This window comes from Pseudomonas sp. 2848, from assembly GCF_003253945.1.
Lineage (GTDB): Bacteria > Pseudomonadota > Gammaproteobacteria > Pseudomonadales > Pseudomonadaceae > Aquipseudomonas.
The window spans coordinates 23,207-46,764 of the sequence record NZ_QKZD01000021.1 but is presented as its reverse complement, the minus strand read 5'-3'; the positions used below and the strand labels follow the sequence as shown (position 1 = coordinate 46,764).

The window sequence follows — 23,558 nt, the reverse complement described above, 5'->3', positions numbered from 1 at the left end:
TCAATCGGCCTTATCTGCAGGGCTGCCTGCGGCAGGGTTGCGGGTAGAGTTGCGGCGCACCGGCGCGACATGCGCCGAGCCATTGTTCACGGCGATCAGCAGCGCCTGGCTCCAGCGGCCAAGCAGGCTGAACAGATCGCCCGCGCCAACCTGGCGGTTGGCGGTCTTGAGCACGCGACCCAGGCACGCGGCGTCGTCACGGTCCTGGCCGGACGGCGACGCCTTGAGCAGGTCGCGCAGGGATTCTTCAAACGGATCGTGCATGGGCACCTCGCGCAATGTCAGTCAAAGACGTGGGTGCCAGGCGATGGGTCACACCTGCCACTGGGACGAATGTTTCAAAATGCCTCATTTCAGACCCAGCGCAGTCGACGGAACAACCACCACTGCCCCGCCGCCAGCCCCAGCACCACGGTGCAGGCGAGCGCGAAGCCGTAGGGGTTTTCCGCCCCGGGAATACCGCCGACATTGATGCCCAGCAGGCCCGTGACAAAGCTCATGGGCAGGAAAATGCAGGTAATGATGCCAAACCGGTACATGGTCCGGTTCATTCGCTCGCTGCGGCGCCGATCCTCGCTTTCCAGCACCAGGGCGGCTCGCTCGCGAGCCAGTTCGAGTTCTTCGAGGTAGCGGATCAGGCTGTTGTTCAGCTCGTTCCAGTAGTCCGCGTCAGCATCGGCGAACCAACTGCATTTATTGCGCGAAAGCTGGGCATAGATATCGCGCTGAGGGGCAAGGAAACGGCGCAGGCCGGCGGCACGACGGCGGATCTGCTGCAGGCTGCCCTGGGCTGGAGAATACCGTTCGTCGGATTCTGCCTTTTCCTCTTCCAGATCGACCGCTTCGGACAGGTCGCTGACGAGCGCCTGGACCTTCTCGGTCAGCAGTTCGCCCATCAGCAACAACAGTTCGGAAGCCGTTTTCGGCCCCCTGCCCTCGTCCAGCTGCTGGAGCACCTCGTCGCTGGCGCGCAGCGGCCGCAAACGCAGCGAGATGACCCGCCGCGCCTCGGCGAAGATACGTACCGAAACCATGTCCTCGGGTTCGGCACCCGGGTTGAGGTTGACCCCGCGCAGGAACAGCAGCATCTGCTCGCCGGCCATCTGCAACAGGCGCGGGCGGGTGTTCTCCTCAAGCAACAGTTCGCAGGCGAACTCGCTCAGACCGCTGTCGTGCAGCAGCCAGGTGCGAGTCTGCGGATGGCTGCGGTCCCAGTGCAGCCACAGGCTCTCCTGGGGCTGCAACTGCAGGTCGTCCAGCTCGGTGCGGGCGATCGAACGCGCGCCACCCTTGCCATCGAGCACCAGGGCATGCACCAGGCCCCATTGCGCGTTGTCTTCCTCGAACATCAAAGCTCCATGGGTGTGCGGCGAATCACTCGGGCATCTTCAGCGGGCTTGGCGAGACCAGCACGCCGTTGTTGTCGGCGTACACGTATTCGCCCGGGCGGAAGGTCACGCCGGCAAAGGTCACCGCGACGTTGAGGTCGCCAATGCCGCGTTTGTCGGTCTTCATCGGGTGGCTGGCCAGGGCCTGGATACCGACATCGGTCTGCGCCAGCACGTCCACGTCACGCACGCAGCCGTAGATCAGCAGGCCTTCCCAGCCATTCTTCGCGGCCTTCTCGGCGAGCATGTCGCCCAGTAGCGCACGGCGCAGCGAACCGCCGCCGTCGACCACCAGGACCTTGCCCTTGCCGTCGAGCTCGACCTGTTCCTTGACCAGGGAATTGTCTTCGAAGCACTTGATGGTGACGATTTGGCCGCCGAATGAGTCGTGGCCGCCGAAGTTGCTGAACATGGGTTCAAGCACCTGGACCAGGTCCGGGTAGGCGTCGCACAGGTCGGGCGTTACGTAATGCTGCATGGGAAACTCCTGTCAGTCACAACGAAAGCGGGTGTCGGCCAAGGCTACACCTTGGAAGGGCCGGCAGTCATCCGGGACCGAGTAGTCAGTTGAACCGTCGCCCCGCCGGCCGATGTTCAACTGGCAGCCACAGGCTCCATCACCACCGTCGAGGCATGCACCGGTACCAGGGGGTCGCGCAGCCAGCGCTCCACCAACGGCCACACCTGGGCCTGCGCCGCCTTGCTGACCAGCATGTCGACATGCCCGAAGGCCTCGAAGCCTTCCTCGCGGCCCAGGCGCAGGAACTGCCTGGCATCACCGCCAAACTGCTCGAACAGCTTGCGGCAGGCCCACACCGGATCCTGGAAGTCACCGGCTCCGGCCACCGCCAGCAGCGGCACCTCGACTTCGGCCAGCCCCGACCACCAGTCCTTCTCCTTGTCGCCGAAGCGGCCGAACAGGCCATTCCAGCGCAGGCTCTCCAGGGCCAGGCCGATGGGTTCGTCTTCCGGGCCCCGCTTGAGGCGCGAACCGGAAATCTGCGCAAAACGCTTGAGCAGCATGCGCGCGCCCCACTCCACCGGTGGCACTTTTAACGGCCAATAAACCCGGCTGACCTGGGTGCCAAACAACGCCGCACTGGCCACCAGGCCGGTGTCGAGATAGCCGCTGCCCAGTGCCGCCGCCAACGTGGTGCCGCCCAGCGAGTGGCCGATCCAGCGCGGAACCTGCCCGGCTTTTTCATGTACGAAGGCGCCGATCACCGGCAGATCGTAGCGCGCATAGTCGGCCACGCGATTCTGCCGCCAGTCGCGGTTGCGCGGCGACAGGCCGTGGCCGCGCATCTCCGGGATCCAAACATCGAAACCGGCACGTGCCAGGTAGGCGCCCAGGCCGATGCCCTTGGGCGAATACCAGAAACGCCGGTTGGAGAAGCTGCCGTGCAGGAGAATGACCGGCATGCCCTGGACGCGCTCCTGATCGGCCAGGCCCAGGCGGGTGACGGCCAGTTCTACACTCGCATCCGGGCTGTTGCCGGCCTTGATCCGGTAGACGTCTTCGCTGAGGTCGCCGCGGCGCTCGGCACTGAGCAACGCGACGGGAAATTGGGTGCTGCTGCTTTGCATGGCTTCACAAATTCAGTGGACATGAAACGTGGGAGCGGCGGTGCGCCGATGCGACTTGCCCCACGATGGTGTCAGAGCAGACTACAGAGGTGTCTTTACTGACGCTATCGCGGGGCAAGTCGCATCGGCGCACCGCCGCTCCCACGCACTAACACCAGGGCGCTACAGGCGCCCTGTTACCGCATCAGGCAGCGCCCTGGCCTTCGGCCAGGAAGAACCAGGTCTCAAGCACCGAGTCCGGGTTCAGCGACACGCTTTCGATGCCCTGCTCCATCAACCACTTGGCCAGGTCGGGGTGGTCCGACGGGCCCTGGCCGCAGATGCCGATGTACTTGCCGGCCTTGTTGCACGCGGCGATGGCGTTGGCCAGCAGCTTCTTCACGGCAGGATTTCGCTCATCGAACAGGTGGGCGATGATGCCGGAATCGCGGTCCAGGCCCAGGGTGAGCTGGGTCAGGTCATTGGAGCCGATGGAGAAGCCGTCGAAGTACTCGAGGAACTCTTCGGCCAGGATGGCGTTGGACGGCAGCTCGCACATCATGATCACGCGCAGGCCGTTGTCGCCGCGGGCCAGGCCGTTTTCGGCGAGCAGGTCAACGACCTGGCTGGCCTCGCCCAGGGTGCGCACGAACGGCACCATGATCTCGACGTTGGTCAGGCCCATCTCGTTGCGCACGCGCTTGAGCGCACGGCACTCGAGCTCGAAGCAGTCACGGAACGACTCGCTGATGTAGCGCGACGCACCGCGGAAGCCCAGCATGGGATTTTCTTCTTCCGGCTCGTAGAGCTTGCCGCCGATCAGGTTGGCGTATTCGTTGGACTTGAAGTCCGAAAGGCGCACGATGACCTTTTTCGGGTAGAAGGCCGCAGCCAGGGTGCTGATGCCCTCGACCAGCTTCTCGACATAGAAGCCGACCGGGTCGTTGTAGCCGGCAATGCGCTTGTCGACGCTCTCTTTCAGCTCCGGCGGCAGGCCGGCGTAGTTGAGCAGCGCCTTGGGATGCACGCCGATCATACGGTTGATGATGAACTCCAGGCGCGCCAGGCCGACACCGGCATTGGGCAACTGGGCGAAGTCGAAGGCGCGGTCCGGGTTGCCGACGTTCATCATGATCTTGAACGGCAGCTCCGGCATGGCGTCGACCGAGTTCTGCTTGATGTCGAAGCCCAGCTCACCTTCGAAGATGAAGCCGGTGTCGCCTTCGGCGCAGGAAACGGTGACGCCCTGGCCATCTTTCAGGACCTGGGTGGCGTTACCGCAGCCGACCACCGCCGGGATGCCCAGTTCACGGGCGATGATCGCCGCGTGGCAGGTACGCCCGCCTCGGTTGGTGACGATGGCGCTGGCGCGCTTCATCACCGGCTCCCAGTCAGGGTCGGTCATGTCCGAGACCAGCACATCGCCTGGCTGGACCTTGTCCATCTCGGACACGTCGTTGATCACGCGGACTTTGCCGGCGCCGATGCGCTGGCCGATGGCACGTCCTTCGACCAGCACGGTGCCCTTCTCTTTCAGCAGGTAGCGCTCCATGACATTGGCGCTGGCGCGGCTCTTCACGGTCTCGGGACGGGCCTGGACGATGTACAGCTTGCCGTCGTCACCGTCCTTGGCCCACTCGATGTCCATCGGGCGCTGGTAGTGCTGTTCGATGATCATGGCCTGCTTGGCCAGTTCATTGACTTCGTCGTCGCTCAGGCAGAAGCGCGCACGCTCGGCGCGGTCGACCTCGACGGTCTTGACCGAACGACCGGCCTTGGCTTCGTCGCCATAGACCATCTTGATCGCCTTGCTGCCCAGGTTGCGGCGCAGGATCGCCGGGCGACCGGCCTGCAAGGTGTTCTTGTGCACGTAGAACTCGTCCGGGTTGACCGCACCCTGGACCACGGTTTCACCCAGGCCATAGGCACCGGTGATGAACACCACGTCGCGGAAGCCCGACTCGGTGTCCAGGGTGAACATCACGCCCGCAGTACCGGTCTCGGAGCGGACCATGCGTTGCACGCCAGCGGACAGGGCGACCAGCTTGTGGTCGAAGCCCTGGTGCACGCGGTAGGAAATGGCGCGGTCATTGAACAGCGAGGCGAACACTTCCTTGGCCGCGCGGATCACGTTGTCGACGCCACGGATGTTGAGGAAGGTCTCCTGCTGGCCGGCGAAGGAGGCGTCCGGCAGGTCTTCAGCGGTGGCCGAGGAGCGCACGGCCACGGCCATGTTGTCATTGCCCTGGGACATTTCGGCGAAGGCGGTTCGGATTTCCGAATCGAGGCGCGCCGGGAAATCGGCTTCCATCACCCACTGGCGGATCTGCGCGCCGGTCTTGGCCAGGGCGTTGACATCGTCGACATCCAGCGCGTCGAGCGCCGCATGGATGCGGTCGTTGAGGCCACTTTGCTCGAGAAAATCGCGGTACGCCTGAGCCGTAGTGGCAAAGCCGCCCGGCACCGAGACACCGGCACCTGCGAGGTTACTGATCATCTCGCCCAGGGATGCGTTCTTGCCCCCCACATGCTCCACATCATGGACGCCGAGCTTATCGAGGGAAACTACGTACTCTACCAAGGTGATCTCTCCACTAACTGTATTGGAAAAGCTCAAGGGCGCCCGCCTGCCTGAATGACTGGGCCGGACGCTTGTGGCCTGGACCTGGAAAATAAGTGAGAATGCCGTGCAACCGCGTTCGGCAAACCGAACCTATCATATCCAGAAATCTTCGGCAGCTTAAGGCCCCCAGGTGCAAATGAAACGAACCGCGTTCTTCATCTCCGACGGTACCGGCATCACTGCAGAAACGCTGGGCCAGAGCCTGCTCGCACAATTCGAGAGCATTCCGTTCAATAAATTCACGCGCCCCTACATCGATACGCTGGAAAAGGCCCGGGCCATGGTCCAGCAAATCAACGCCGCGGCCGAGCGCGACGGGGTGCGTCCGATCATTTTCGACACCATCGTCAACCAGGACATCCGTGAGGTCATGGCCACGTCCAATGGCTTCATGATCGACATCTTCTCGACGTTTTTATCCCCGCTCGAGCAGGAATTGACCGCCCATTCGTCGTATTCCGTGGGCAAATCCCACTCGATCGGTGGCAATTCCAACTATATGGAGCGTATCGAGGCGGTCAACTTCGCCCTGGACAACGACGATGGCGCGCGCACCCACTACTACGACAAGGCCGACCTGATCCTGGTGGGCGTGTCGCGTTGCGGCAAGACCCCGACCTGCCTGTACATGGCCATGCAGTTCGGCATCCGCGCCGCCAACTACCCGCTGACCGAGGACGACATGGAGCGCCTGCAGCTGCCGGCGGTGCTCAAGAAGCACCACAACAAGCTGTTCGGCCTGACCATCGACCCCGACCGCCTGACCGCGATCCGCCACGAACGCAAGCCCAACAGCCGCTACGCAAGCTTCGCCCAGTGCGAGTTCGAGGTGCGCGAAGTGGAGAACCTGTTCCGTCGGGAGAACATTCCCAACATCAATTCCACGCATTTTTCGGTGGAGGAGATTTCGGCGAAGATCCTGGTGGAGAAAGGGGTGGAGCGGCGGTTCAAGTAACGCGAGGGGCTCGTCACAGGATTTTTATCGCCAGTGAGACCGAGCGCCGCGCGGGCGGCGCTCGATTCGCGCACCACCACAAACTCCGCGCACGCCCCATGAAAAAGCCCCGGCATCACTGCCGGGGCTTTTTTTCACTTCAGCGCAAGGCTCAGGACGGAATCACCGCCGCCTGACCACTCAGCGCCAGGTCGACCAGCTCACGGTTGGCCACCGCGTACATCGCATAGTCGGTGCCGGTGGCGTTGCGCAGGTCGTCGAGCATGGCGCGCCAGCGCTCGACCATCACCCGGTGCTGCTCGCACCACAGGGCCACGCGGGCGTCCATGTCTTCCGGCGCGTCGGCCATCTGCAGCACGGAGATGGTGATCGCCCGCTGCTGCAGGTCGATGTCGTCGCGGAACGCCTCGCGGGCCAGGGCCTGCCAGTTGTTCTCCACCGGCAGGTTGCTGATCTCCTGCAGGTACCAGGTCAGGTCCAGCGAGCTGCCCACCGCGAAGAACGCCTTGGCCACCTGCGCCGGATCGTGCCCGGTGACATCCGAGGCCTCGATGATCGGCAGCAGGGTGTACAGGTGCGTGGTGCCAGCGACCATGCGCGCCAACAACTCCGGTACCCCGGCGTCGACGAAGCCCTGGTAGCGGTTCATCCAGCGCTCGCGGGTCGGCCCCTCCAGCAGTTCGTCGAGTTTCAGCCCCAACTGGGCGATCTTCGGCCCGAAGTGAGCCACATCACGCCCGGCATCCTGCTCGTTGCGGCGGCTGCGCAGGAACCAGCGGGTGGCCCGACGGCCCAGACGCATCAGTTCGTCCATCAGGGTCAGCTGAATCTCGGCCGGGACTTGGTAGTCCAGGGCCTCGATCTGGCGGAACCAGTGCGGCAGGTGGAAGATGTCGCGCACGATCACGTAGGCGCCCGCCACGTTGGCCGGGCTCATGCCGGTGGACTCCTTCAGGCGCTGCACGAAGGTGATGCCCATGTTGTTGACCAGGTCGTTGGCGATCTGGGTGCTGACGATCTCGCGCTTGAGGCGGTGGCGACGCATGGAGTCGGCGAACTTGCTGACCAGCGACGGCGGGAACGCGGTCTCCATGTCGCGGGTCAGGTAGTCGTCGTCCGGCACCAGCGACTTGAGCAGCTGCTCCTTGAGGTCGATCTTGCTGTACGAGATCAGTACCGACAGCTCGGCGCGGGTCAGGCCCTGCCCCGCCGCCAGGCGTTCGGCCAGCTGCTCCTCGCTGGGCAGGAACTCGATGGCGCGGTCCAGCTTGCCACGGGCCTCCAGGTCGGCCATCAGGCGCTTGTACTCGGCGATGCGCTCGCGGGCACGGCGGGCCGCCAGCGACAGCGCTTGCGTCTGCTTGTAGTTGTTGCCCAGCACCAGCCCGGCGACTTCGTCGGTCATGCTGCCCAGCAACTGGTTGCGCTGCTTCTCGGTCATGTCGCCACCCTGCACCACTTCGTTGAGCAGGATCTTGATGTTGACCTCGTGGTCGGAGCAGTCGACGCCACCGGCGTTGTCGATGAAGTCGGTGTTGGTGGCGCCGCCATTGAGACCGAACTCGACACGGCCGAGCTGGGTCATGCCCAGGTTGCCGCCCTCGCCCACCACCTTGCAGCGCAGCTCGTTGCCGTTGACGCGCAGGGCGTCGTTGGCCTTGTCGCCAACATCGGCGTGGCTTTCGCTGCTGGCCTTGACGTAGGTGCCGATACCGCCGTTCCACAGCAAGTCCACCGGCGCCTGCAGCAGTGCATGCAGCAGTTCGGTCGGGGTCAGGCGGTCGGCCTCGATGGCGAAGCGTTCCTTCATCTGCGGGCTGATGGCGATGCTCTTGGCGCTGCGCGGGAAGATCCCGCCGCCTTCGGACATGATGCCGGTGTCGTAGTCGCTCCAGGCCGAGCGCGGCAGGTCGAACAGGCGCTTGCGCTCGGCGAAGCTGGTGGCCGGGTCCGGGTTCGGGTCGATGAAGATGTGCAGATGGTTGAACGCCGCCACCAGTTGCAGCTTGTCGGACATCAGCAGGCCGTTGCCGAACACGTCGCCGGCCATGTCGCCGACACCGACCACGGTGATCGGGTCTTCCTGCACGTTGATGCCGCGCTCACGGAAGTGGCGCTGCACGCCCACCCACGCGCCACGGGCGGTGATACCCATCTTCTTGTGGTCATAGCCGGCCGAGCCGCCCGAGGCGAACGCATCACCCAGCCAGAAGCCGTAGTCGATGGCGATGCCGTTGGCGATGTCGGAGAAGGTCGCGGTGCCCTTGTCCGCCGCCACCACCAGGTACGGATCGTCGTCATCGTGGCGCACCACGTTGGCCGGCGGCACCACGCCACCGTCCTTGAGGTTGTCGGTGATGTCGAGCAGGCCCGAGATGAAGATGCGGTAGCACGCCACGCCTTCGGCGGCGATCTCGTCACGGCTGCCGCCCAGCGGCAAGCGACGCGGCAGGAAGCCGCCCTTGGCGCCGACCGGCACGATCACCGAGTTCTTCACCTGCTGGGCCTTGACCAGGCCTAGCACCTCGGTGCGGAAGTCTTCCTCGCGGTCCGACCAGCGCAGGCCGCCGCGGGCGACGTTGCCGAAGCGCAGGTGCACGCCCTCGACCCGTGGCGAATAGACGAAGATCTCGAACTTCGGCACCGGCTTGGGCAGCTCGGGGATCAGCTTGGGGTTGAACTTGAAGCTGAAGTACGACTTGTTCTGCCCGTTGGCGTCCGGCTGGTAGAAGTTGGTGCGCAGGGTCGCCTTGATCAGGTCCAGGTAGCGACGCAGGATGCGGTCCTCGTTGAGCACCTGCACGTCGTCCAGGGCGGTGAGTATCGCCTGTTCCAGGCGCTGCTGCTTGTCGTCGAGGTCTTCGTTGGTGAGCTTGCGCGCCAGGTAGAAGCGGGTCTTGAACAACCGGGTCAGCTCGCGGGCGATATCGGTGTGGTTGTTCAGGGTGCTGGCGATGTAGCCCAGGTCGAAGCCCAGGCGGATCTGCTTGAGGTAACGGGCGTAGGCCCGCAGCAGCGCGACGTCGCGCCACGGCAGGCCAGCGGTCAGCACCAGGCGGTTGAACGCGTCGTTCTCGGCGTCGCCCTTGACGATATGGACGAAGGCGTCCTGGAAAGTGTCGTTGAGCTGCTGGATATCGAGGTTGAGGCCTTCGCTGTAGGTGAAGGCAAAGTCGTGGATCCAGAACTCGCGGCCGCTGGCGTGGCGCAGGCGGTAGGGGAACTCGCCGAGCACGCGCAGGCCGAGGTTTTCCAGGATCGGCAGCACGTCCGACAGTGCCAGCGGCGTATCGGCGTGGTAGAGCTTGCAGTGCAGCGTGCGCTCACCGAGCTGGGTCAGCGGCTGGTAGAAGCTCATGGCCAGCGGCTTGGCCTCGGACAGGTTGAGCACATGTTGCATGTCGACCACTGCCGAGTGCGCGGCGAAGCGCTCGCGATAGCCGGCCGGAAAGCCTTTCGGGAAATCGGCGAGGATGTTGGTGCCGTGGGCTTCGCCAAAGTTTTCCACCACCAGCGCCGAGAAATCGTCCTGCCACGAACGGCAGGCCTGGATCACTTCGTTCTCCAGTTGCTGCGGGTCGATCTCGATGCGGTTCTTCGGGTCGACCCGCAGGATCAACTGCACGCGGGCCAGCACAGACTCGGAGAAGAAGGTCCAGAACTCGCAGTCGGTTGCTTTCAGGCGCTCCATCAGCACCTGCTGGATCTTCTGCCGCACCTCGGTGGAGTAGATCTCGCGCGGTACGTAGGCCAGGCAGTAGCAGAAGCGGCCGTACGGATCCTTGCGCAGGAACACGCGGATCTTGTTGCGTTCCTGGATCTGCACGATCGACATGGCGGTGCTGAACAGCTCGTCCACCGGGGTCTGGAACAGGTCGTCGCGGGGCAGCACTTCGAGGACCTGGGCCAGTTCCTTGCCCAGGTGCGCTTTCGGATCGAAGTGCGAACGGCGCTCGACTTCAGCGACCTTGCCGCGGATGTAGGGGATGGTGTGCACGCTCTCGCCGTACACCGACGAGGTGTACAGGCCCATGAAGCGGCATTCCTTGACGACCTTGCCGTCCTGGTCGATCTGGCGGATCGACACGTAATCCGGGTAGGCCGGACGATGCACGCGGCTCGGCTGCGAGGCTTTGGCGAACGACAGCAGGCGCGGTTCGCGCAGGTAGGCGACGGCGTAGTCCTCGATGCGCAGGTCGTCGGCGCCAAGACCGGCGCGCAGCAGGCGGGCCAGGCCCAGGAACGAAGCGTCGTCGTAGACCAGGTGGCCGCCGTCGGCGTCGGACTCGACGGTGAACTCCTCGTAGCCGAGGAAGGTGAAATGGTTGTCCAGCAGCCACGACAGGAAGCTTTTCACCTCAGCCTTGTCGTTCTGCGCGGGGCCGAAGGCGTTCTGCTCCACCAGTTCCAGCAACTCGCGGATCTTGGCTTTCATCGGCTCGAAGTCGGCGACCACGCCGCGCACCTCGGCCAGCACCTGCTCCAGCTCCATGGCCAGGGTGTTGAGCTCGGCGGTATTGGAGCAGCGGTCGATCTCCAGGTACATCAGCGATTCATGGTTGACGCCCTCGCCCAGGGTGCCCTTGGGCAGCAGCTCGACCAGCTCACCCTTGGCGCCGCGGCGCACGCTGAGCACGGTGGTTTGCAGGGTGTGGATGCTGTAGCCGCGGCGGTTGAGCTCGGTGCGTACCGAGTCGACCAGGAATGGCAGGTCGTGGTGCAGCACCTCGACCACGGTGTGCGTGGACTGCCAGCCGTGGCGTTCGTAATCGGGGTTGTAGACCCGCACCTGCGGGTGCGTGGCGTCGAAGCGCTCGATGATGCGCCAGGCGGACAGCGTGCAGCCGGCCAGGTCCGACAGCCTGCGCTGAGTGAGTTCGTCCAGAGAGATGATGCCGAAGAACTGTTCAGCGAACAGTGCCACTTGTGGCAGGGACTGTTCGTTGATGTGCTGCGCCAGGGCCGCTTGCAGTTGATGCTGGAAGTCGGCTTTGCTGGCTGCGGTGAAGAACGCCATCTGTGGTACTCCGCTTGGGCTTTGTTATAGGTGAAGCGTCGCGTACATGCGCCTTGTACGGATCAACCATAGCCAACCCGTGGCAAGACAGAAGCGTTGGGTACCTGCAAAAGCGACTGCCAGGTGGCTGTGCCTTTACGGGAACCCATCGACAGGGCAGCTTAACGACTGAACGGTCACTTGGGCTTGCAGCGCTGCGACAATTTCGGTCAATGCGCGGTAACTTTACGTTTATCAGTGTGCGTAAGGCTGTCAGAATTCCTTTTCATATCCATTGATCCGAGTGCGCCATGCAATTGAAAACCGCCCTGCTCTTCGCCACCCCCTGCGACGACGAGGAAGACAACATGGCGACCCTGTGCTGCCACAGCGACAAGGGCCAGATGTTCCTGCTGACCCGCTACCCGGACGAAGACACCGTCGACCTGACCCTGGACGACGAGCCATCGACACTGGACGGGCTGAAGGTGACCTTGAGCGCCACCCGCCTGCTGATCGAGGTGGCGGCCGGGGATCGCGACGCGCTGAAGGGCGACGAGGAACTGGAGATTATCCTGACTACCTCGGGCAGCGACCTGGAGGAAGTCGCGCTGACCTTGCGCAACATTCTCGACGGCACCGGGACCTTCGTGTCCGAGGTCTAGACCGGTCATTCGGGCCTCCTCGCGGGGGCTTGAGTCTTCCGCGATGAAGGCACAACACCATTGACAGCCGAAGGTGCGAGCAGGCATTGTCTGACAACCTGACCAATAGGCACCCGCACGTCCATGCTAGAGCTCCAGCGCCCCGACACCCTCGTTGAACGCGTCGTCAGCGCCATCCGCGCCGAGATCGATGCCGGCCGCCTGGCCGCCGAGTCGCGTCTGCCCACCGAACAGCAGTTGGCCGAACAGCTCAATGTCAGCCGCTCGGTCGTGCGCGAGGCCGTGGCGCAGCTCAAGGCCGATGGCGTGCTGATCGCTCGCCGCGGGCTCGGTTCGTACATCTCGCAGACCCCCAACGGCACGGTGTTCCGCTTCCCCGGCAGCAACGGGCGCAAGCCGGACCTGGTGCAGATGTTCGAGATGCGCCTGTGGATCGAGACCCAGGCCGCCGCCATCGCCGCTCGCCGCCGCGACGCCGACGACCTGCAGCGCATGGCCGCGGCCCTGGGCACCATGGAAGACCCGCGCAGCGACTTTGCCACCGCCGCGGCCGCTGATGTGGCCTTTCACCGTGCCATCGCCGACGCCGGCAAGAACGACTACTTCGTCGCCTTCCACGATTTCCTCGGTGGCCAGCTGGCCGCCGCGCGCCGCACCGCCTGGGAAAACTCCGCCACCCCGGCCGTGGGCGGTTCGGCCGACGCGCTCCGTGAGCACCGGGCGCTGTACCAGGCCATTGCCGACGGTGATCGGCAGGCGGCCGCCGCCTGCGCCGAGGCCCATCTGCGCGCTTCGGCCAAGCGCCTGAAACTCGATCTTCCCGACCTCGACTGATTCTGGAGACCCCTATCGCAGCCTGGCGAGGTTTTACGCGCACTACTTAGTCTGACAACCTGATAAGCAGATTCACCGACAAGAATTCCAAGGTACCCTGCATGACTTACGACTATTGCATCATCGGCGGCGGCATCGTCGGCCTCGCCACCGCGATGGCCCTGCTCACCCGTCGCCCCGGCGCCTCGCTGCTGATCCTGGAAAAGGAGGCCAGCCTCGGTCGCCACCAGACCGGCCACAACAGCGGTGTGATCCATGCCGGTATCTACTATGCCCCCGGCAGCCTCAAGGCCGACCTGTGCAAGCGCGGCGCCCAGGCCACCAAGGACTTCTGCGCCGAGCACGGCATCGCCTTCGAGGTCTGCGGCAAGCTGCTGGTGGCCTCCAACGACCTGGAGGTGCAGCGCATGCAGGCGCTGTACGAGCGTTCGCAACAGAACGGCCTGAAGGTCGAGCGCCTGGACGCCGGCACCCTGCGCGAGCGCGAGCCGAACATCGTCGGCAAGGGCGCGCTGTTCCTCGATGCCACCGGTATCGTCGACTACCAGCAGGTATGTGACGCCATGGCCAAGGTGATTCGCCAGGCCGGGGGCGAGGTGCACCTGTCCACCGCCGTGCGCGCCATCCAGGAACACGCCGATCATGTCGCGGTCAGCACTGACGGCAACACCTGGCGCGCCCGCCAACTGGTGGCCTGCGCCGGCCTGCAGTCCGACCGCCTGGCGCGCCTGGCCGGGGTGAAGATCGAGCACCAGATCATCCCCTTCCGCGGCGAGTACTACCGCCTGCCGGCGAGCAAGAACCAGATCGTCAACCACCTCATCTACCCGATCCCCGATCCGGAGCTGCCGTTCCTTGGCGTGCACCTGACGCGGATGATCGACGGCAGCGTCACCGTCGGCCCCAACGCGGTGCTCGGCTTTGGCCGGGAAAACTACCGCAAGTTCTCGGTGAACTGGCGCGATGTCGCCGAGTACGCACGCTTCCCCGGCTTCTGGAAAACCATCTGGAACAACCTGGGTTCCGGCACCACCGAGATGAAGAACTCGCTGTTCAAGCGTGGTTACCTGGAACAGTGCCGCAAGTACTGCCCATCCCTCGAAGTCGAGGATCTGCTGCCCTATGAGGCCGGTATCCGCGCCCAGGCGGTAATGCGCGACGGCACCTTGGTCCACGACTTCCTGTTCGCCGAGACGCCGCGCATGGTGCACGTATGCAACGCACCGTCGCCGGCCGCCACCTCGGCCATCCCCATCGGCCAGATGATCGCCGAAAAGATCCTCGAGGCCCGCTGAAGCACCTGCTGCATCCACAACTACAAAGACAACAAGGAAACCTCAGATGTCGGTATACGAGACGGCCCCGGCCGCGCCCGAAACCCCAGAGCAACAACGCAAGCGCCTGCGCAAGGTGGCGGCGGCGACCATCTTCGGTTCGATGCTGGAGTGGTATGACTTCTACCTCTACGCGACCATGGCGGCGATCGTCTTCTCGAAGATCTTCTTCGACCCGAGCAACCCGGCGGTGGCCTCTCTGCTGGCGTTTTCCACCTTCGCCATCGGCTTCATCGCCCGCCCGTTCGGCGGCGTGCTGTTCGGCTACCTGGGCGACCGTTTCGGGCGCAAGCATGTGCTGGTGATCACCTTCTGCATGATGGGGCTGTGCACCATGCTGATCGGCCTGATCCCCGGCTACGCAACCATTGGCATCTGGGCGCCGATCCTGCTGGTGATCATCCGCATCATCCAGGGCCTGGGCGCCGGTGCCGAGTTGTCCGGCGCGGCAGTGACCTCCTACGAACACGCCAGTGAAGGCAAGCGCGGCAGCCAGGGGGCCTGGCCGGCGCTGGGGCTGAACCTGGGCTTGCTGCTATCGTCGCTGACCGTGTACCTGCTGACCATGAACGGCAACGAATTCCTGCTGGCCGGCGGCTGGCGCATCCCGTTCATCGCCAGTATCGCGCTGGTGGCGGTGGGCCTGTGGGTGCGCAAGAGCATCCCCGAGACCCCGGACTTCAAGGAGCTGGACAAGGCCGACGACAAACCGCAGGTGTCGCCGCTGAAGCTGCTGTTCAGGAACGACCTCAAGGGCCTGGCCGTGGTGTTCTTCGTGGCGGTGGGCTACAACGCCCTGAGCTACATCTTCAAGACCTTCTCGCTGGCCTACCTCACCCAGTTCAAGGGCGTCGAGGCGCATGTCACCTCGCTGTCGGTCACCCTGGCCAGCCTGGTGGCGATCTTCGCCGTGCCGTTCTTCGGCTGGCTGTGCGACAAGTGGAGCAGCAAGACTGTACTGATGCTCGGCGGGCTGCTGTCGGCGCTGTTCGCCTTCCCGTTCCTGCAACTGCTGTCGACTGGCGAGCCGATGATGATCTACTTGGCTATCGCCGTGGGCACCGGGATCCTGGCGCCGATGATGTTCGCCCCGCAGGGGTCGTTCCTCAGCCGGCAGTTCCCCACGCAGACGCGCTCGTCCGGGTTCGGCACCGGGCGAGAGGTCGGTACCGCGGTGGCCGGTGGCCTGGCGCCGTTGGGTGGGCTGGCGCTGGTGGCAGGTTCGGCGACTCATTCCACCGATGGCGTGGCGATGATATTGGCGGTGGCCGGGGTGCTGGTGGTGGTGTTTGCGTTCTTTGACCAAGGGTGGCGGCATTCGAAGGCGAAGAACTAAACGAAGCCACGATCCGATCTTGATCTTGATCTTGATCGCGAGATTAACTGCGTAGTCACTAGCGACAGCTGCGTTAGTTCAGGCGCCGCCCGTAACTTCGCGACTTCAGGAGGCCGAACGGAGGTCTTGCGGAGGGAGGTGACGGGCATGGATGCCCGTCAAGCGCTGCGCCCCAGGATGGGGCGTTCAGCGCGGTCCTCCCGGGAGCAAGGCCGGAGTGAGGGGACCCGGAGCGAAGCGGAGGGCCGGATGAATGGAGCGAGGATTTTTTGGTTCCTTTTTGATCCTTCAAAAAGGGACCCGCCGTAAGGGCGGAAAGGTGACTGTGCGTCGACATCGCAAATGAATGCACTTAAAACTATAAAAACCGGTGCCGATTGACTTCGAATTTGAATTTGAATTTGAATTTGAATTTGACAGCGTGTGTTTTGAAAGTTATAGGCGCATTCATTCGCCATGTCGACGCACAGTCACCTTTTCGCCTTTACGGCGACCTTCTTTTGCACGCGGGCAAAAGAAGGCAAAAGCCGCTCGCTCCATCATCCGGCCCCTACGCTTCGCTCCGGGGTCCCCTCACTCCGGGCTCGCTCCGGGAGGACGCGCCGACGGGCCATCCATGGCCTGATCGGCGCTTGACGGGCATCCATGCCCGTCACCTCCCTGCGCAAGCCCTCCGTTCGGCCTCCTGAAGTCGCAATTTGTGTCGCCTGAACTATTGCGCGCTTAGAAGCAAGAGCAACGGCAACGGCAACGGCAAGATCGGGATCGGGATCGGGATCGGGATCGGGATTGGGATTGGGATTGGGATTGGGATTGGGATTGGGATTGGGATTGGGATTGGGACAGTCTTGCTCCCCCAATCCATCCTTTACACGTTTTTTGCAAACCCCCATTGGTCCCCGCCCCCCCGGATGGATTAAAGTATCACCCCTCGCCCGGCATCCGCTCCCAGCGCGCCAGGGCCCATCCCCAGGAACCGTCAACGATGGAACACCGTGAGGCGCTGATCGCGCTGCGCACCTTTCTCTCCTCCCAGATCCTCGGCCAGGAAAAACTGGTCGAGCGCCTGCTGATCGTGCTCCTGGCCGACGGCCACATGCTGGTCGAGGGGGCCCCGGGCCTGGCCAAGACCAAGGCCATCAAGGAGCTCGCCGAAGGCATCGAGGCCCAGTTCCATCGCATCCAGTTCACCCCCGACCTGCTGCCCGCCGATATCACCGGCACCGAGATCTACCGCCCGGAAACCGGCAGCTTCGTGTTCCAGCAAGGCCCGATCTTCCACAACCTGGTGCTGGCCGACGAAATCAACCGCGCCCCCGCCAAGGTGCAGTCGGCCCTGCTCGAGGCCATGGCCGAGCGCCAGGTCAGCGTCGGGCGCAGTACCTACGAGCTGTCGCCGCTGTTCCTGGTGATGGCCACGCAGAACCCGATCGAGCAGGAAGGCACCTACCCGCTGCCCGAAGCCCAGCTCGACCGTTTCCTGATGCACGTGAAGATCGGCTTCCCCGATGCCGCCGTCGAGCGACGCATCCTCCTGCAAGCGCGGGGCGAGGCCCTGGGCGGCGAGGTCAAGCCCGAGCGGCGGGTCAGCCAGCAGGCGATCTTCGCCGCACGCAAGGAAATCCTCGGCCTGTACATGGCCGACGCGGTAGAGGAATACCTGGTGCAACTGGTCATGGCCACCCGCACACCGGCCAAGTTCGACAGCGAACTGGCCGACTGGATCGCCTACGGCGCCAGCCCCCGTGGCTCAATCGCCCTCGACCGCTGCGCCCGCGCCCACGCCTGGCTGGCCGGGCGCGACTTCGTCAGCCCCGAGGATATCCAGGCGGTGCTGTTCGACGTGCTGCGCCACCGCATCATCCTGTCGTTCGAGGCCGAGGCGGCGGGGGTCGACCAGGACCGCGTGGTCCAGCGCATCCTCGACGTCGTCGCCGTCGCCTGACCCCATGCCCACCACGCAGCTGGCCGAACCCGGCATCCGCATCGGCCTGGCCGACCTGATCGACATGCGCCACCGCGTGCGCGAGATCCAACTGTTCTCCCGGCCCGGCCAGCGCAGCCCGCTGGTGGGCCTGCACCACTCGAAACTGCGTGGCCGCGGGGTGGACTTCGACCAGGTGCGGGTCTACCAGGCTGGCGACGATGTGCGCAACATCGACTGGCGCGTCACCGCGCGCACCCAGGAGCCGCACACCAAACTCTTCCACGAAGAGCGCGAGCGGCCGATCTTCATCATGGTCGAGCAGAGCCAGCGGCTGTTCTTCGGCTCCGGGCTGATGTTCAAGTCGGTGCTGGCGGCCCAGGCCGCCGCCCTGTTCGGCTGGGCCGCGCTGGGCCACAACGACCGTATCGGCGGGCTGGTGTTCGGCGACAACGAGCACCATGAAGTCAAGCCCAGGCGCAGCAAGCAGAGCCTGCTGCAACTGCTCAACCGCCTGGCCAAGATCAACCAGGCCCTGCACACCGAGGCCCAGCCCCAGGCCGACAGCCTGGGCCTTGCCCTGCGCCGGGCACGGGAGGTGTTGCGCCCGGGCAGCCTGGCCATCGTCATCTGCGACGAACGCGCCCTCAGCGCCAGCGTCGAGCAGCACCTGGCCATGCTCTCGCGCCACTGCGACGTATTATTGATGCCGGTCAGTGACCCGCTCGACCACGCCCTGCCCGCCGCCGGCCTGCTGCGCTTCGCCCAGCGCGGCGCTCAGCTGGAGCTCGACACCCTCGACGCCAACCTGCGCCAGGCCTACCGCCAGCAGGCCGAGGCGCGCATCGAGCGCTGGGAGCTGCTGGCGCAAAAACTGCGCGTGGTGCTGATGCCGCTGAGCACCCAGAGCGAAATGGTCGAGCAGTTGCGTGAGTACCTGAATGCACAGCGCCTGGGAGGCGCGAAATGAACCCGCTGGACCAGCTGCAGCCGCTGATCGCGCCACCCGCCATCGGCCTGTGGCCGCCCGCGCCCGGCTGGTGGCTGTTGCTGGCCTTGCTGCCCCTGCTCGGGTGGGGCGCCTGGCGCCTGCGCCACTGGCGCCCGGGCAAGCGCAAGGTGGTGCGCGCCGAACTGCCGTTGGACCCGATCCGCGTCGAGGCCCTGGCCGAACTGGCGCGCCTGCCGCGCCCCTATGACGGCGCGCCAGCCGGAGCCTGGCTGCAACAGATCAACGCCCTGCTCAAACGCCTGTGCCGTAATCACTACCCAGGTGCCAACAGCCATACCCTCAACGGCCGCCAGTGGCTGGCATTTCTCGACAACCGCTGCCCGGCCGCCGGCCTGACCCGCTGGATGGTGCTGGTCGAAGGCGCCTACAAGCCCGAGTGCAAGCTCGACGACAAGGCCATCGCCGGGCTCGCCCAGGCGGTCGAAACCTGGATCCGCAAGCATGTTTGAACTGGCCTGGCCGTGGATCTTCCTGCTGTTGCCGCTGCCCTGGCTGGCGCGCCTGCTGCTGCCGGCAGCCGACAGCGGCGAACCGGTGCTCAAAGTCGGCTTCCTTGACGAGCTCGAGGGCCTGGCCGGGCGCCGTGCCCGCCTGAACCTGCCAACCTGGCGCCAGCAGGCACCGTTCATCCTGATCTGGTTGCTGCTGTTGCTGGCCGCGGCGCGCCCGCAATGGCTGGGCGACCCGGTACCGGTCTCGGCCAGCGGTCGCGACCTGCTGGTAGCGGTGGACGTGTCGGGCTCGATGGACTACCCCGACATGCAGTGGAAGGACGACGAGATCAGCCGCCTGGACCTGGTCAAGGCACTGATGGGCGACTTCCTGCAGGACCGCCAGGGCGACCGCGTCGGCCTGATCCTGTTCGGCAGCCAGGCCTACCTGCAGGCCCCGCTGACCTTCGACCGACGCACCGTGCGCACCTTCCTCGACGAAGCGCAGATCGGCATCGCCGGCAAGAATACCGCCATTGGCGACGCCATTGGCCTGGCCGTCAAACGCCTGCGCCAGCGCCCGGCGCAGAGCCGGGTGCTGATCCTGATCACCGACGGCGCCAACAACGGCGGGCAGATCCACCCGCTGACTGCCGCCCGCCTGGCGGCCCAGGAAGGGGTGCGCATCTACACCATTGGCATCGGCGCCAACCCCGAGGCCAGCGGCACGCCGGGCCTGCTGGGGCTGAACCCAAGCCTGGACCTGGACGAAGCCGCGCTCAGGGAGATCGCCGAAATCACACACGGCAGCTACTTCCGCGCCCACGACGGCGCCGAACTAGATGCCATCGGCGACACCCTCGACCAACTGGAACCGGTGGCCCAGCAGCCGACCCAGGCGCGCACCGCCCATGAGCTGTACGCCTGGCCACTGGCCCTGGCGCTGCTGCTCAGCGTGCTGCTGGTGGTGGCCGTGCAGTGGCCGGACAACCTGCTGCAACGCCTGCTGCGCAAACCGCGCTTCCTGCAGCCCCACCCGGAATGGCGACAGCGCCTCGAGCGCTTGCGCCTGAGGAGGCGGCGATGATCGAACTCTGGCCGCAATGGATGCGCCCGCTCTGGCTGCTAGTACTGCCACTGCTTGGCTGGCTGCTGTTCAAGCTCTGGCACCGGCGCAAACGCGCCGGACGCTGGCAGTTGATCCTGCCGCAGCCGTTTCACGCGGTACTGCTCGGTGGCGGCAGCGGCAGCACCAGCAAGCTGCCGTGGATCGCCCTGGGCCTGGCCTGGCTGCTGATCGTCCTGGCCCTGCTCGGCCCCAGCTGGCAACGCCTCGAGGAAACCCGCCAGCGTCCGGCCGACCCGCTGGTGATCCTGCTCGAACTCACGCCGCAGATGCTCGCCGAGGACAGCGCGCCGAACCGCCTGGAGCAGGCCCGACGCAAGGTGCTCGACCTGCTCGAGCATCGTCGCGACAGCCAGACCGCACTGATCGTCTATGCCGGCAGCGCCCACACCCTGGTGCCGCTGTCAGATGACCTGAGCACCACGCGCAACCTGCTCGAGGCCGTCGATCCATCGATCATGCCGCAGCCCGGCCAGCGCGCCGACCTGGCCGTGCGCAAGGGCCTCGCGCTGCTGGCGCAGAGCGGCCTGGGCCAGGGCCGCCTACTGTTGATCGGCTCGTCGCTGAGCGAGCTTGAACGCGAAGGCATACGCCAGGCCCTGGGCCGTCAGGGCCCTAGCCTGCTGATGCTGGGTGTCGGCAGTGCCGAGGGCGCGCCGGTGCGCCAGGCCAATGGCGAATACCTCAAGGACGAACAAGGCGGCATCCTTTTGCCACGCCTGGACAGCGCTTCGCTGAAGACCTTCATCGGCTCGACCGGCGGGCGCTATCGCCATGCCCGCATCGACGACCTCGACCTGCGCGGCCTAGGCCTGTTCGACAACCCGCGCCTGCTGCACAACGATGGCCAGACCCTGCAACTGGACAGCTGGGCCGACCAGGGCTATTGGCTGCTACTGCCCCTGCTGCTGCTCGCCGCCTGCGCCGGCCGGCGTGGCTGGCTATTCTGCCTCCCCCTCCTGGTGGCCCTGCCTCAGCCGAGCCAGGCCTTCGAGTTCAACGACCTGTGGCTGCGCCCCGACCAGCAAGGCCAGCGCCTGCTGGAACGGCAACGCCCCGCCGAGGCCGCCCGGCACTTCGCCGACAGCCAGTGGCGCGGCATGGCCCTGTACCAGGCCGGCGACTTCGAAGGCGCCGCCGCCGCGTTCGCCCAGGCCGGCACGGCAGCCGCCCACTACAATCGAGGTAACGCCCTGGCCCGCGCCGGCGAACTGGAAGCGGCGCTGGACGCTTACGAACAAGCACTGGAGCGCCAACCCGACCTGAAAGCGGCGCTGGACAACCAGGCGCTGGTCCAGCAATTGTTGCAGCAGCGCCAGGCCAAGGCCGAGGAACAGCCGAACAATGCCGATGCCCGGGACACGCCCGGCAACGAGACCGAAGGCAACAGCAGCTCGACCAGCAGCCAGGCCCAGGGCTCGCCGGACAGCGACAACCCGGCACAAGGCCAGCAGAACGGTGACAGCCAGGGCAACTCCCAGGCTCCGTCCGGCACTGCCGGCGGCGATGAAGACAGCATCACCCAGCCGCCCCAGCGGCCGCTCTCCACCAGCCTCGACGCCGAACAGCGCCAGGCCCTGGAACAATGGTTGCGGGAGATCCCCGATAATCCGGCGGAACTGCTGCGGCGCAAATTCTGGTATGAACAGCAATTGCATCAGGAAACCCCACGATGAGTCGCTTCGGCGTCTTTCTCCTAGGCCTGTTGTGGAGCCTCGCGGCCCAGGCCGAACCGACCCTGCAGGCCAGTGTCGACCGCACGCGCCTCGAGGCCGGCGAAACCCTGGAGCTCACCCTCGAGAGCCAGGACGTGACCCAGTTCGGCAAGCCCGACCTGCGCACCCTTGAGCCCGACTTCGAGGTCCGTGGCACGCGCCAGCTCAACAGCCTGCACACCCTCGACGGCGAGACCCGCGCCAGCACCCGCTGGATCATCACCCTGCTGCCCCGGCGCAGCGGCAGCCTGCGCATCCCCGAGCTGCAACTGGGCCAGTCACGCAGCCAGGCCATCGAGCTGCAGGTGCAGCAGGCCGACAGCCAGCGCCCGGACGCAGCCTCGCAAGTGTTCGTCGAGGCCACCCTGGACAGCAGCGCAGTCTATGTCCAGGCCCAGGCCGTGCTGACCCTGCGCATCTACCATTCGGTGGCGCTGTACGACGACAGCAACCTCAGCCCGCTGCAACTGGAGAACGCCAAGGTCGACCCGCTGGGCGAGTCGCGCACCTACGAGAAAGAGATCAACGGCGTGCGCCATGGGGTGATCGAGACCCGCTACGCCATCTACCCCCAGCAAAGCGGCAACCTTGACGTGCCGCCGCTGCGCTTCACCGCCACCGCCGCCGACAATGGCGAGCAACCTGCCGGCACGCCAAGGGTCGGCCGCCAGGTGCAGGTGAGTTCGCTGCCGTTGCGCCTGACGGTCAAGCCGATCCCGGCCGGCTACCCGGCCGACCGCCCCTGGCTGCCGGCACGCAGCCTGACCCTGGAAGAACACTGGAATCCCGACCCGAACAGCCAGCCCACGCAGATCGGCGACTCGCTGACCCGCAACATCAGTGTGCGCGCCGAGGGCCTTTCGAGCACCCAGCTGCCGCCGCTGCCGGCCACCGAGGCCGCCGGCCTGCGCCGCTACCCCGACCAGCCGTTGCTGCGCAATGAGATCGGCGAACGCGGCATGGTCGCCAACCGTGAGGAGCGCGAGGCGCTGGTGCCGACCCACGCCGGCGAGCTGGCGCTGCCGGCGCTGGAGGTGACCTGGTGGAACACCCGCGAGGACCACCTGGAGCACAGCAGCCTGCCGGCACGCACCCTGAACGTGCAGGACAATCCGGCGCTCAGCGCCGACACCCCGGCCGGCGACAGCAACATGGCCCCAGGCCTGCTCTGGCCCTGGCAACTGGCGACGTTGGTGCTGGCGCTGACTACCCTGCTCGGTTTCACCCTGTGGTGGCGCGCCCGTTCGCAACCGGCGGTACTGCGGGCGGCACAGACTGGCCCGAGCCCACGCACGCTGCTCGACGACCTCAAGCGCGCCTGCCAGGCCAACGATCCGCAGGCCACCCGCCAGGCTCTGGACGCCTGGGCGCGGCAGCAGCCGGAAACCCTGGCCGAGATGGCGGCGCGCTTCGTGCCATTGTCCGATGCGCTGGATGGGTTGAACGGTGCGCTGTACAGCGAGGGCGGCCAGTACTGGCAGGGCGACGAGCTGTGGCGCGCCATCGGCGCCATACCACCGGCCGAGCAGGTGCTAGCGCCCACGGGCGAGGCCAGTAGCCTGCCACCGCTGTATCCCAAGTAGCCTCATCGCGGGCCAAGCCCGCTCCCACAAGTCCGCGATGAGTTACCATACCGCCCAAATCCAAACGCCC

The 23,558-nt window shown here is 65.5% G+C and carries 17 protein-coding genes; 11 read left to right on the top strand and 6 right to left on the bottom strand.

Translation table 11 applies throughout. The annotated features are described in order from the left end of the window. From DFS21_RS25960 to ppsA, 5 genes are all read right to left on the bottom strand, one after another. Complete coding sequence (locus DFS21_RS25960; RefSeq protein ID WP_038706516.1) at positions 1–264, bottom strand: hypothetical protein; 264 nt, start codon at positions 262–264, stop codon at positions 1–3. A gap of 89 nt (positions 265–353) precedes the next feature. After that, the gene (locus DFS21_RS25955; RefSeq protein WP_110704517.1) at positions 354–1,349 is read right to left on the bottom strand and encodes a zinc transporter ZntB; all 996 of its coding nucleotides are present in this window, start codon (positions 1,347–1,349) and stop codon (positions 354–356) included. Positions 1,350–1,374: 25 nt separating this feature from the next. After that, the gene (rraA, locus tag DFS21_RS25950; protein WP_023630330.1) at positions 1,375–1,866 is read right to left on the bottom strand and encodes a ribonuclease E activity regulator RraA; all 492 of its coding nucleotides are present in this window, start codon (positions 1,864–1,866) and stop codon (positions 1,375–1,377) included. A gap of 116 nt (positions 1,867–1,982) precedes the next feature. Continuing rightward, complete coding sequence (locus tag DFS21_RS25945; RefSeq protein ID WP_110704519.1) at positions 1,983–2,975, bottom strand: alpha/beta fold hydrolase; 993 nt, start codon at positions 2,973–2,975, stop codon at positions 1,983–1,985. A 184-nt stretch (positions 2,976–3,159) separates the two neighbouring features. After that, positions 3,160–5,535, bottom strand: coding sequence for a phosphoenolpyruvate synthase (ppsA, locus tag DFS21_RS25940; RefSeq protein ID WP_102682729.1), 2,376 nt, complete (start codon positions 5,533–5,535; stop codon positions 3,160–3,162). Positions 5,536–5,713: 178 nt separating this feature from the next. On the opposite strand from ppsA, the gene DFS21_RS25930 reads away from it, so the two are divergent. After that, positions 5,714–6,532, top strand: a complete 819-nt coding sequence (locus tag DFS21_RS25930; RefSeq protein WP_046854746.1) for a pyruvate, water dikinase regulatory protein — start codon at positions 5,714–5,716, stop codon at positions 6,530–6,532. Positions 6,533–6,683: 151 nt separating this feature from the next. Here DFS21_RS25930 and DFS21_RS25925 read toward each other — a convergent pair whose 3' ends face one another. Continuing rightward, complete coding sequence (locus DFS21_RS25925; protein ID WP_110704521.1) at positions 6,684–11,549, bottom strand: NAD-glutamate dehydrogenase; 4,866 nt, start codon at positions 11,547–11,549, stop codon at positions 6,684–6,686. 290 nt (positions 11,550–11,839) lie between these two features. Between DFS21_RS25925 and DFS21_RS25920 the strand changes: the two genes are divergently transcribed. From DFS21_RS25920 to DFS21_RS25870, 10 genes are all read left to right on the top strand, one after another. Continuing rightward, positions 11,840–12,193, top strand: coding sequence for a hypothetical protein (locus tag DFS21_RS25920; RefSeq protein ID WP_046854744.1), 354 nt, complete (start codon positions 11,840–11,842; stop codon positions 12,191–12,193). 123 nt (positions 12,194–12,316) lie between these two features. Further along, complete coding sequence (locus DFS21_RS25915; RefSeq protein WP_110704525.1) at positions 12,317–13,027, top strand: FadR/GntR family transcriptional regulator; 711 nt, start codon at positions 12,317–12,319, stop codon at positions 13,025–13,027. A 101-nt stretch (positions 13,028–13,128) separates the two neighbouring features. Further along, positions 13,129–14,322 carry an L-2-hydroxyglutarate oxidase gene (gene lhgO, locus DFS21_RS25910; protein WP_111533437.1) on the top strand — a complete coding sequence of 398 codons (1,194 nt, stop codon included), beginning with the start codon at positions 13,129–13,131 and terminating at the stop codon, positions 14,320–14,322. Positions 14,323–14,368: 46 nt separating this feature from the next. After that, positions 14,369–15,697 (top strand): MFS transporter, encoded by a 1,329-nt coding sequence (locus tag DFS21_RS25905; protein WP_023632061.1) that lies wholly within the window; start codon positions 14,369–14,371, stop codon positions 15,695–15,697. A 985-nt stretch (positions 15,698–16,682) separates the two neighbouring features. Beyond that, complete coding sequence (locus DFS21_RS25895) at positions 16,683–17,642, top strand: MoxR family ATPase (protein ID WP_011532987.1); 960 nt, start codon at positions 16,683–16,685, stop codon at positions 17,640–17,642. 4 nt (positions 17,643–17,646) lie between these two features. Further along, the gene (locus DFS21_RS25890; protein ID WP_110704501.1) at positions 17,647–18,591 is read left to right on the top strand and encodes a DUF58 domain-containing protein; all 945 of its coding nucleotides are present in this window, start codon (positions 17,647–17,649) and stop codon (positions 18,589–18,591) included. Beyond that, positions 18,588–19,082 carry a DUF4381 domain-containing protein gene (locus tag DFS21_RS25885; RefSeq protein WP_110704499.1) on the top strand — a complete coding sequence of 165 codons (495 nt, stop codon included), beginning with the start codon at positions 18,588–18,590 and terminating at the stop codon, positions 19,080–19,082. Before DFS21_RS25890 ends, DFS21_RS25885 begins: the two co-directional genes overlap by 4 nt. After that, entirely contained in the window at positions 19,075–20,151 is a 1,077-nt protein-coding gene (locus tag DFS21_RS25880) for a VWA domain-containing protein (protein ID WP_110704497.1), read from the top strand. Before DFS21_RS25885 ends, DFS21_RS25880 begins: the two co-directional genes overlap by 8 nt. Next, the gene (locus DFS21_RS25875) at positions 20,148–21,866 is read left to right on the top strand and encodes a tetratricopeptide repeat protein (RefSeq protein ID WP_111533433.1); all 1,719 of its coding nucleotides are present in this window, start codon (positions 20,148–20,150) and stop codon (positions 21,864–21,866) included. The genes DFS21_RS25880 and DFS21_RS25875 overlap by 4 nt, the downstream gene beginning before the upstream one ends. Continuing rightward, positions 21,863–23,488 (top strand): BatD family protein, encoded by a 1,626-nt coding sequence (locus DFS21_RS25870; protein ID WP_110704493.1) that lies wholly within the window; start codon positions 21,863–21,865, stop codon positions 23,486–23,488. Before DFS21_RS25875 ends, DFS21_RS25870 begins: the two co-directional genes overlap by 4 nt. Positions 23,489–23,558: the final 70 nt, after the last annotated feature.

What these genes read in the sequence shown, in the direction of transcription:
- DFS21_RS25960 (WP_038706516.1), bottom strand. Translation starts at nt 264, where the DNA reads ATGCACGATCCGTTTGAAGAATCCCTGCGCGACCTGCTCAAGGCGTCG.
- DFS21_RS25955 (WP_110704517.1), bottom strand. Translation starts at nt 1,349, where the DNA reads ATGTTCGAGGAAGACAACGCGCAATGGGGCCTGGTGCATGCCCTGGTG.
- rraA (WP_023630330.1), bottom strand. Translation starts at nt 1,866, where the DNA reads ATGCAGCATTACGTAACGCCCGACCTGTGCGACGCCTACCCGGACCTG.
- DFS21_RS25945 (WP_110704519.1), bottom strand. Translation starts at nt 2,975, where the DNA reads ATGCAAAGCAGCAGCACCCAATTTCCCGTCGCGTTGCTCAGTGCCGAG.
- DFS21_RS25930 (WP_046854746.1), top strand. Translation starts at nt 5,714, where the DNA reads ATGAAACGAACCGCGTTCTTCATCTCCGACGGTACCGGCATCACTGCA.
- DFS21_RS25925 (WP_110704521.1), bottom strand. Translation starts at nt 11,549, where the DNA reads ATGGCGTTCTTCACCGCAGCCAGCAAAGCCGACTTCCAGCATCAACTG.
- DFS21_RS25920 (WP_046854744.1), top strand. Translation starts at nt 11,840, where the DNA reads ATGCAATTGAAAACCGCCCTGCTCTTCGCCACCCCCTGCGACGACGAG.
- DFS21_RS25915 (WP_110704525.1), top strand. Translation starts at nt 12,317, where the DNA reads ATGCTAGAGCTCCAGCGCCCCGACACCCTCGTTGAACGCGTCGTCAGC.
- lhgO (WP_111533437.1), top strand. Translation starts at nt 13,129, where the DNA reads ATGACTTACGACTATTGCATCATCGGCGGCGGCATCGTCGGCCTCGCC.
- DFS21_RS25905 (WP_023632061.1), top strand. Translation starts at nt 14,369, where the DNA reads ATGTCGGTATACGAGACGGCCCCGGCCGCGCCCGAAACCCCAGAGCAA.
- DFS21_RS25895 (WP_011532987.1), top strand. Translation starts at nt 16,683, where the DNA reads ATGGAACACCGTGAGGCGCTGATCGCGCTGCGCACCTTTCTCTCCTCC.
- DFS21_RS25890 (WP_110704501.1), top strand. Translation starts at nt 17,647, where the DNA reads ATGCCCACCACGCAGCTGGCCGAACCCGGCATCCGCATCGGCCTGGCC.
- DFS21_RS25885 (WP_110704499.1), top strand. Translation starts at nt 18,588, where the DNA reads ATGAACCCGCTGGACCAGCTGCAGCCGCTGATCGCGCCACCCGCCATC.
- DFS21_RS25880 (WP_110704497.1), top strand. Translation starts at nt 19,075, where the DNA reads ATGTTTGAACTGGCCTGGCCGTGGATCTTCCTGCTGTTGCCGCTGCCC.
- DFS21_RS25875 (WP_111533433.1), top strand. Translation starts at nt 20,148, where the DNA reads ATGATCGAACTCTGGCCGCAATGGATGCGCCCGCTCTGGCTGCTAGTA.
- DFS21_RS25870 (WP_110704493.1), top strand. Translation starts at nt 21,863, where the DNA reads ATGAGTCGCTTCGGCGTCTTTCTCCTAGGCCTGTTGTGGAGCCTCGCG.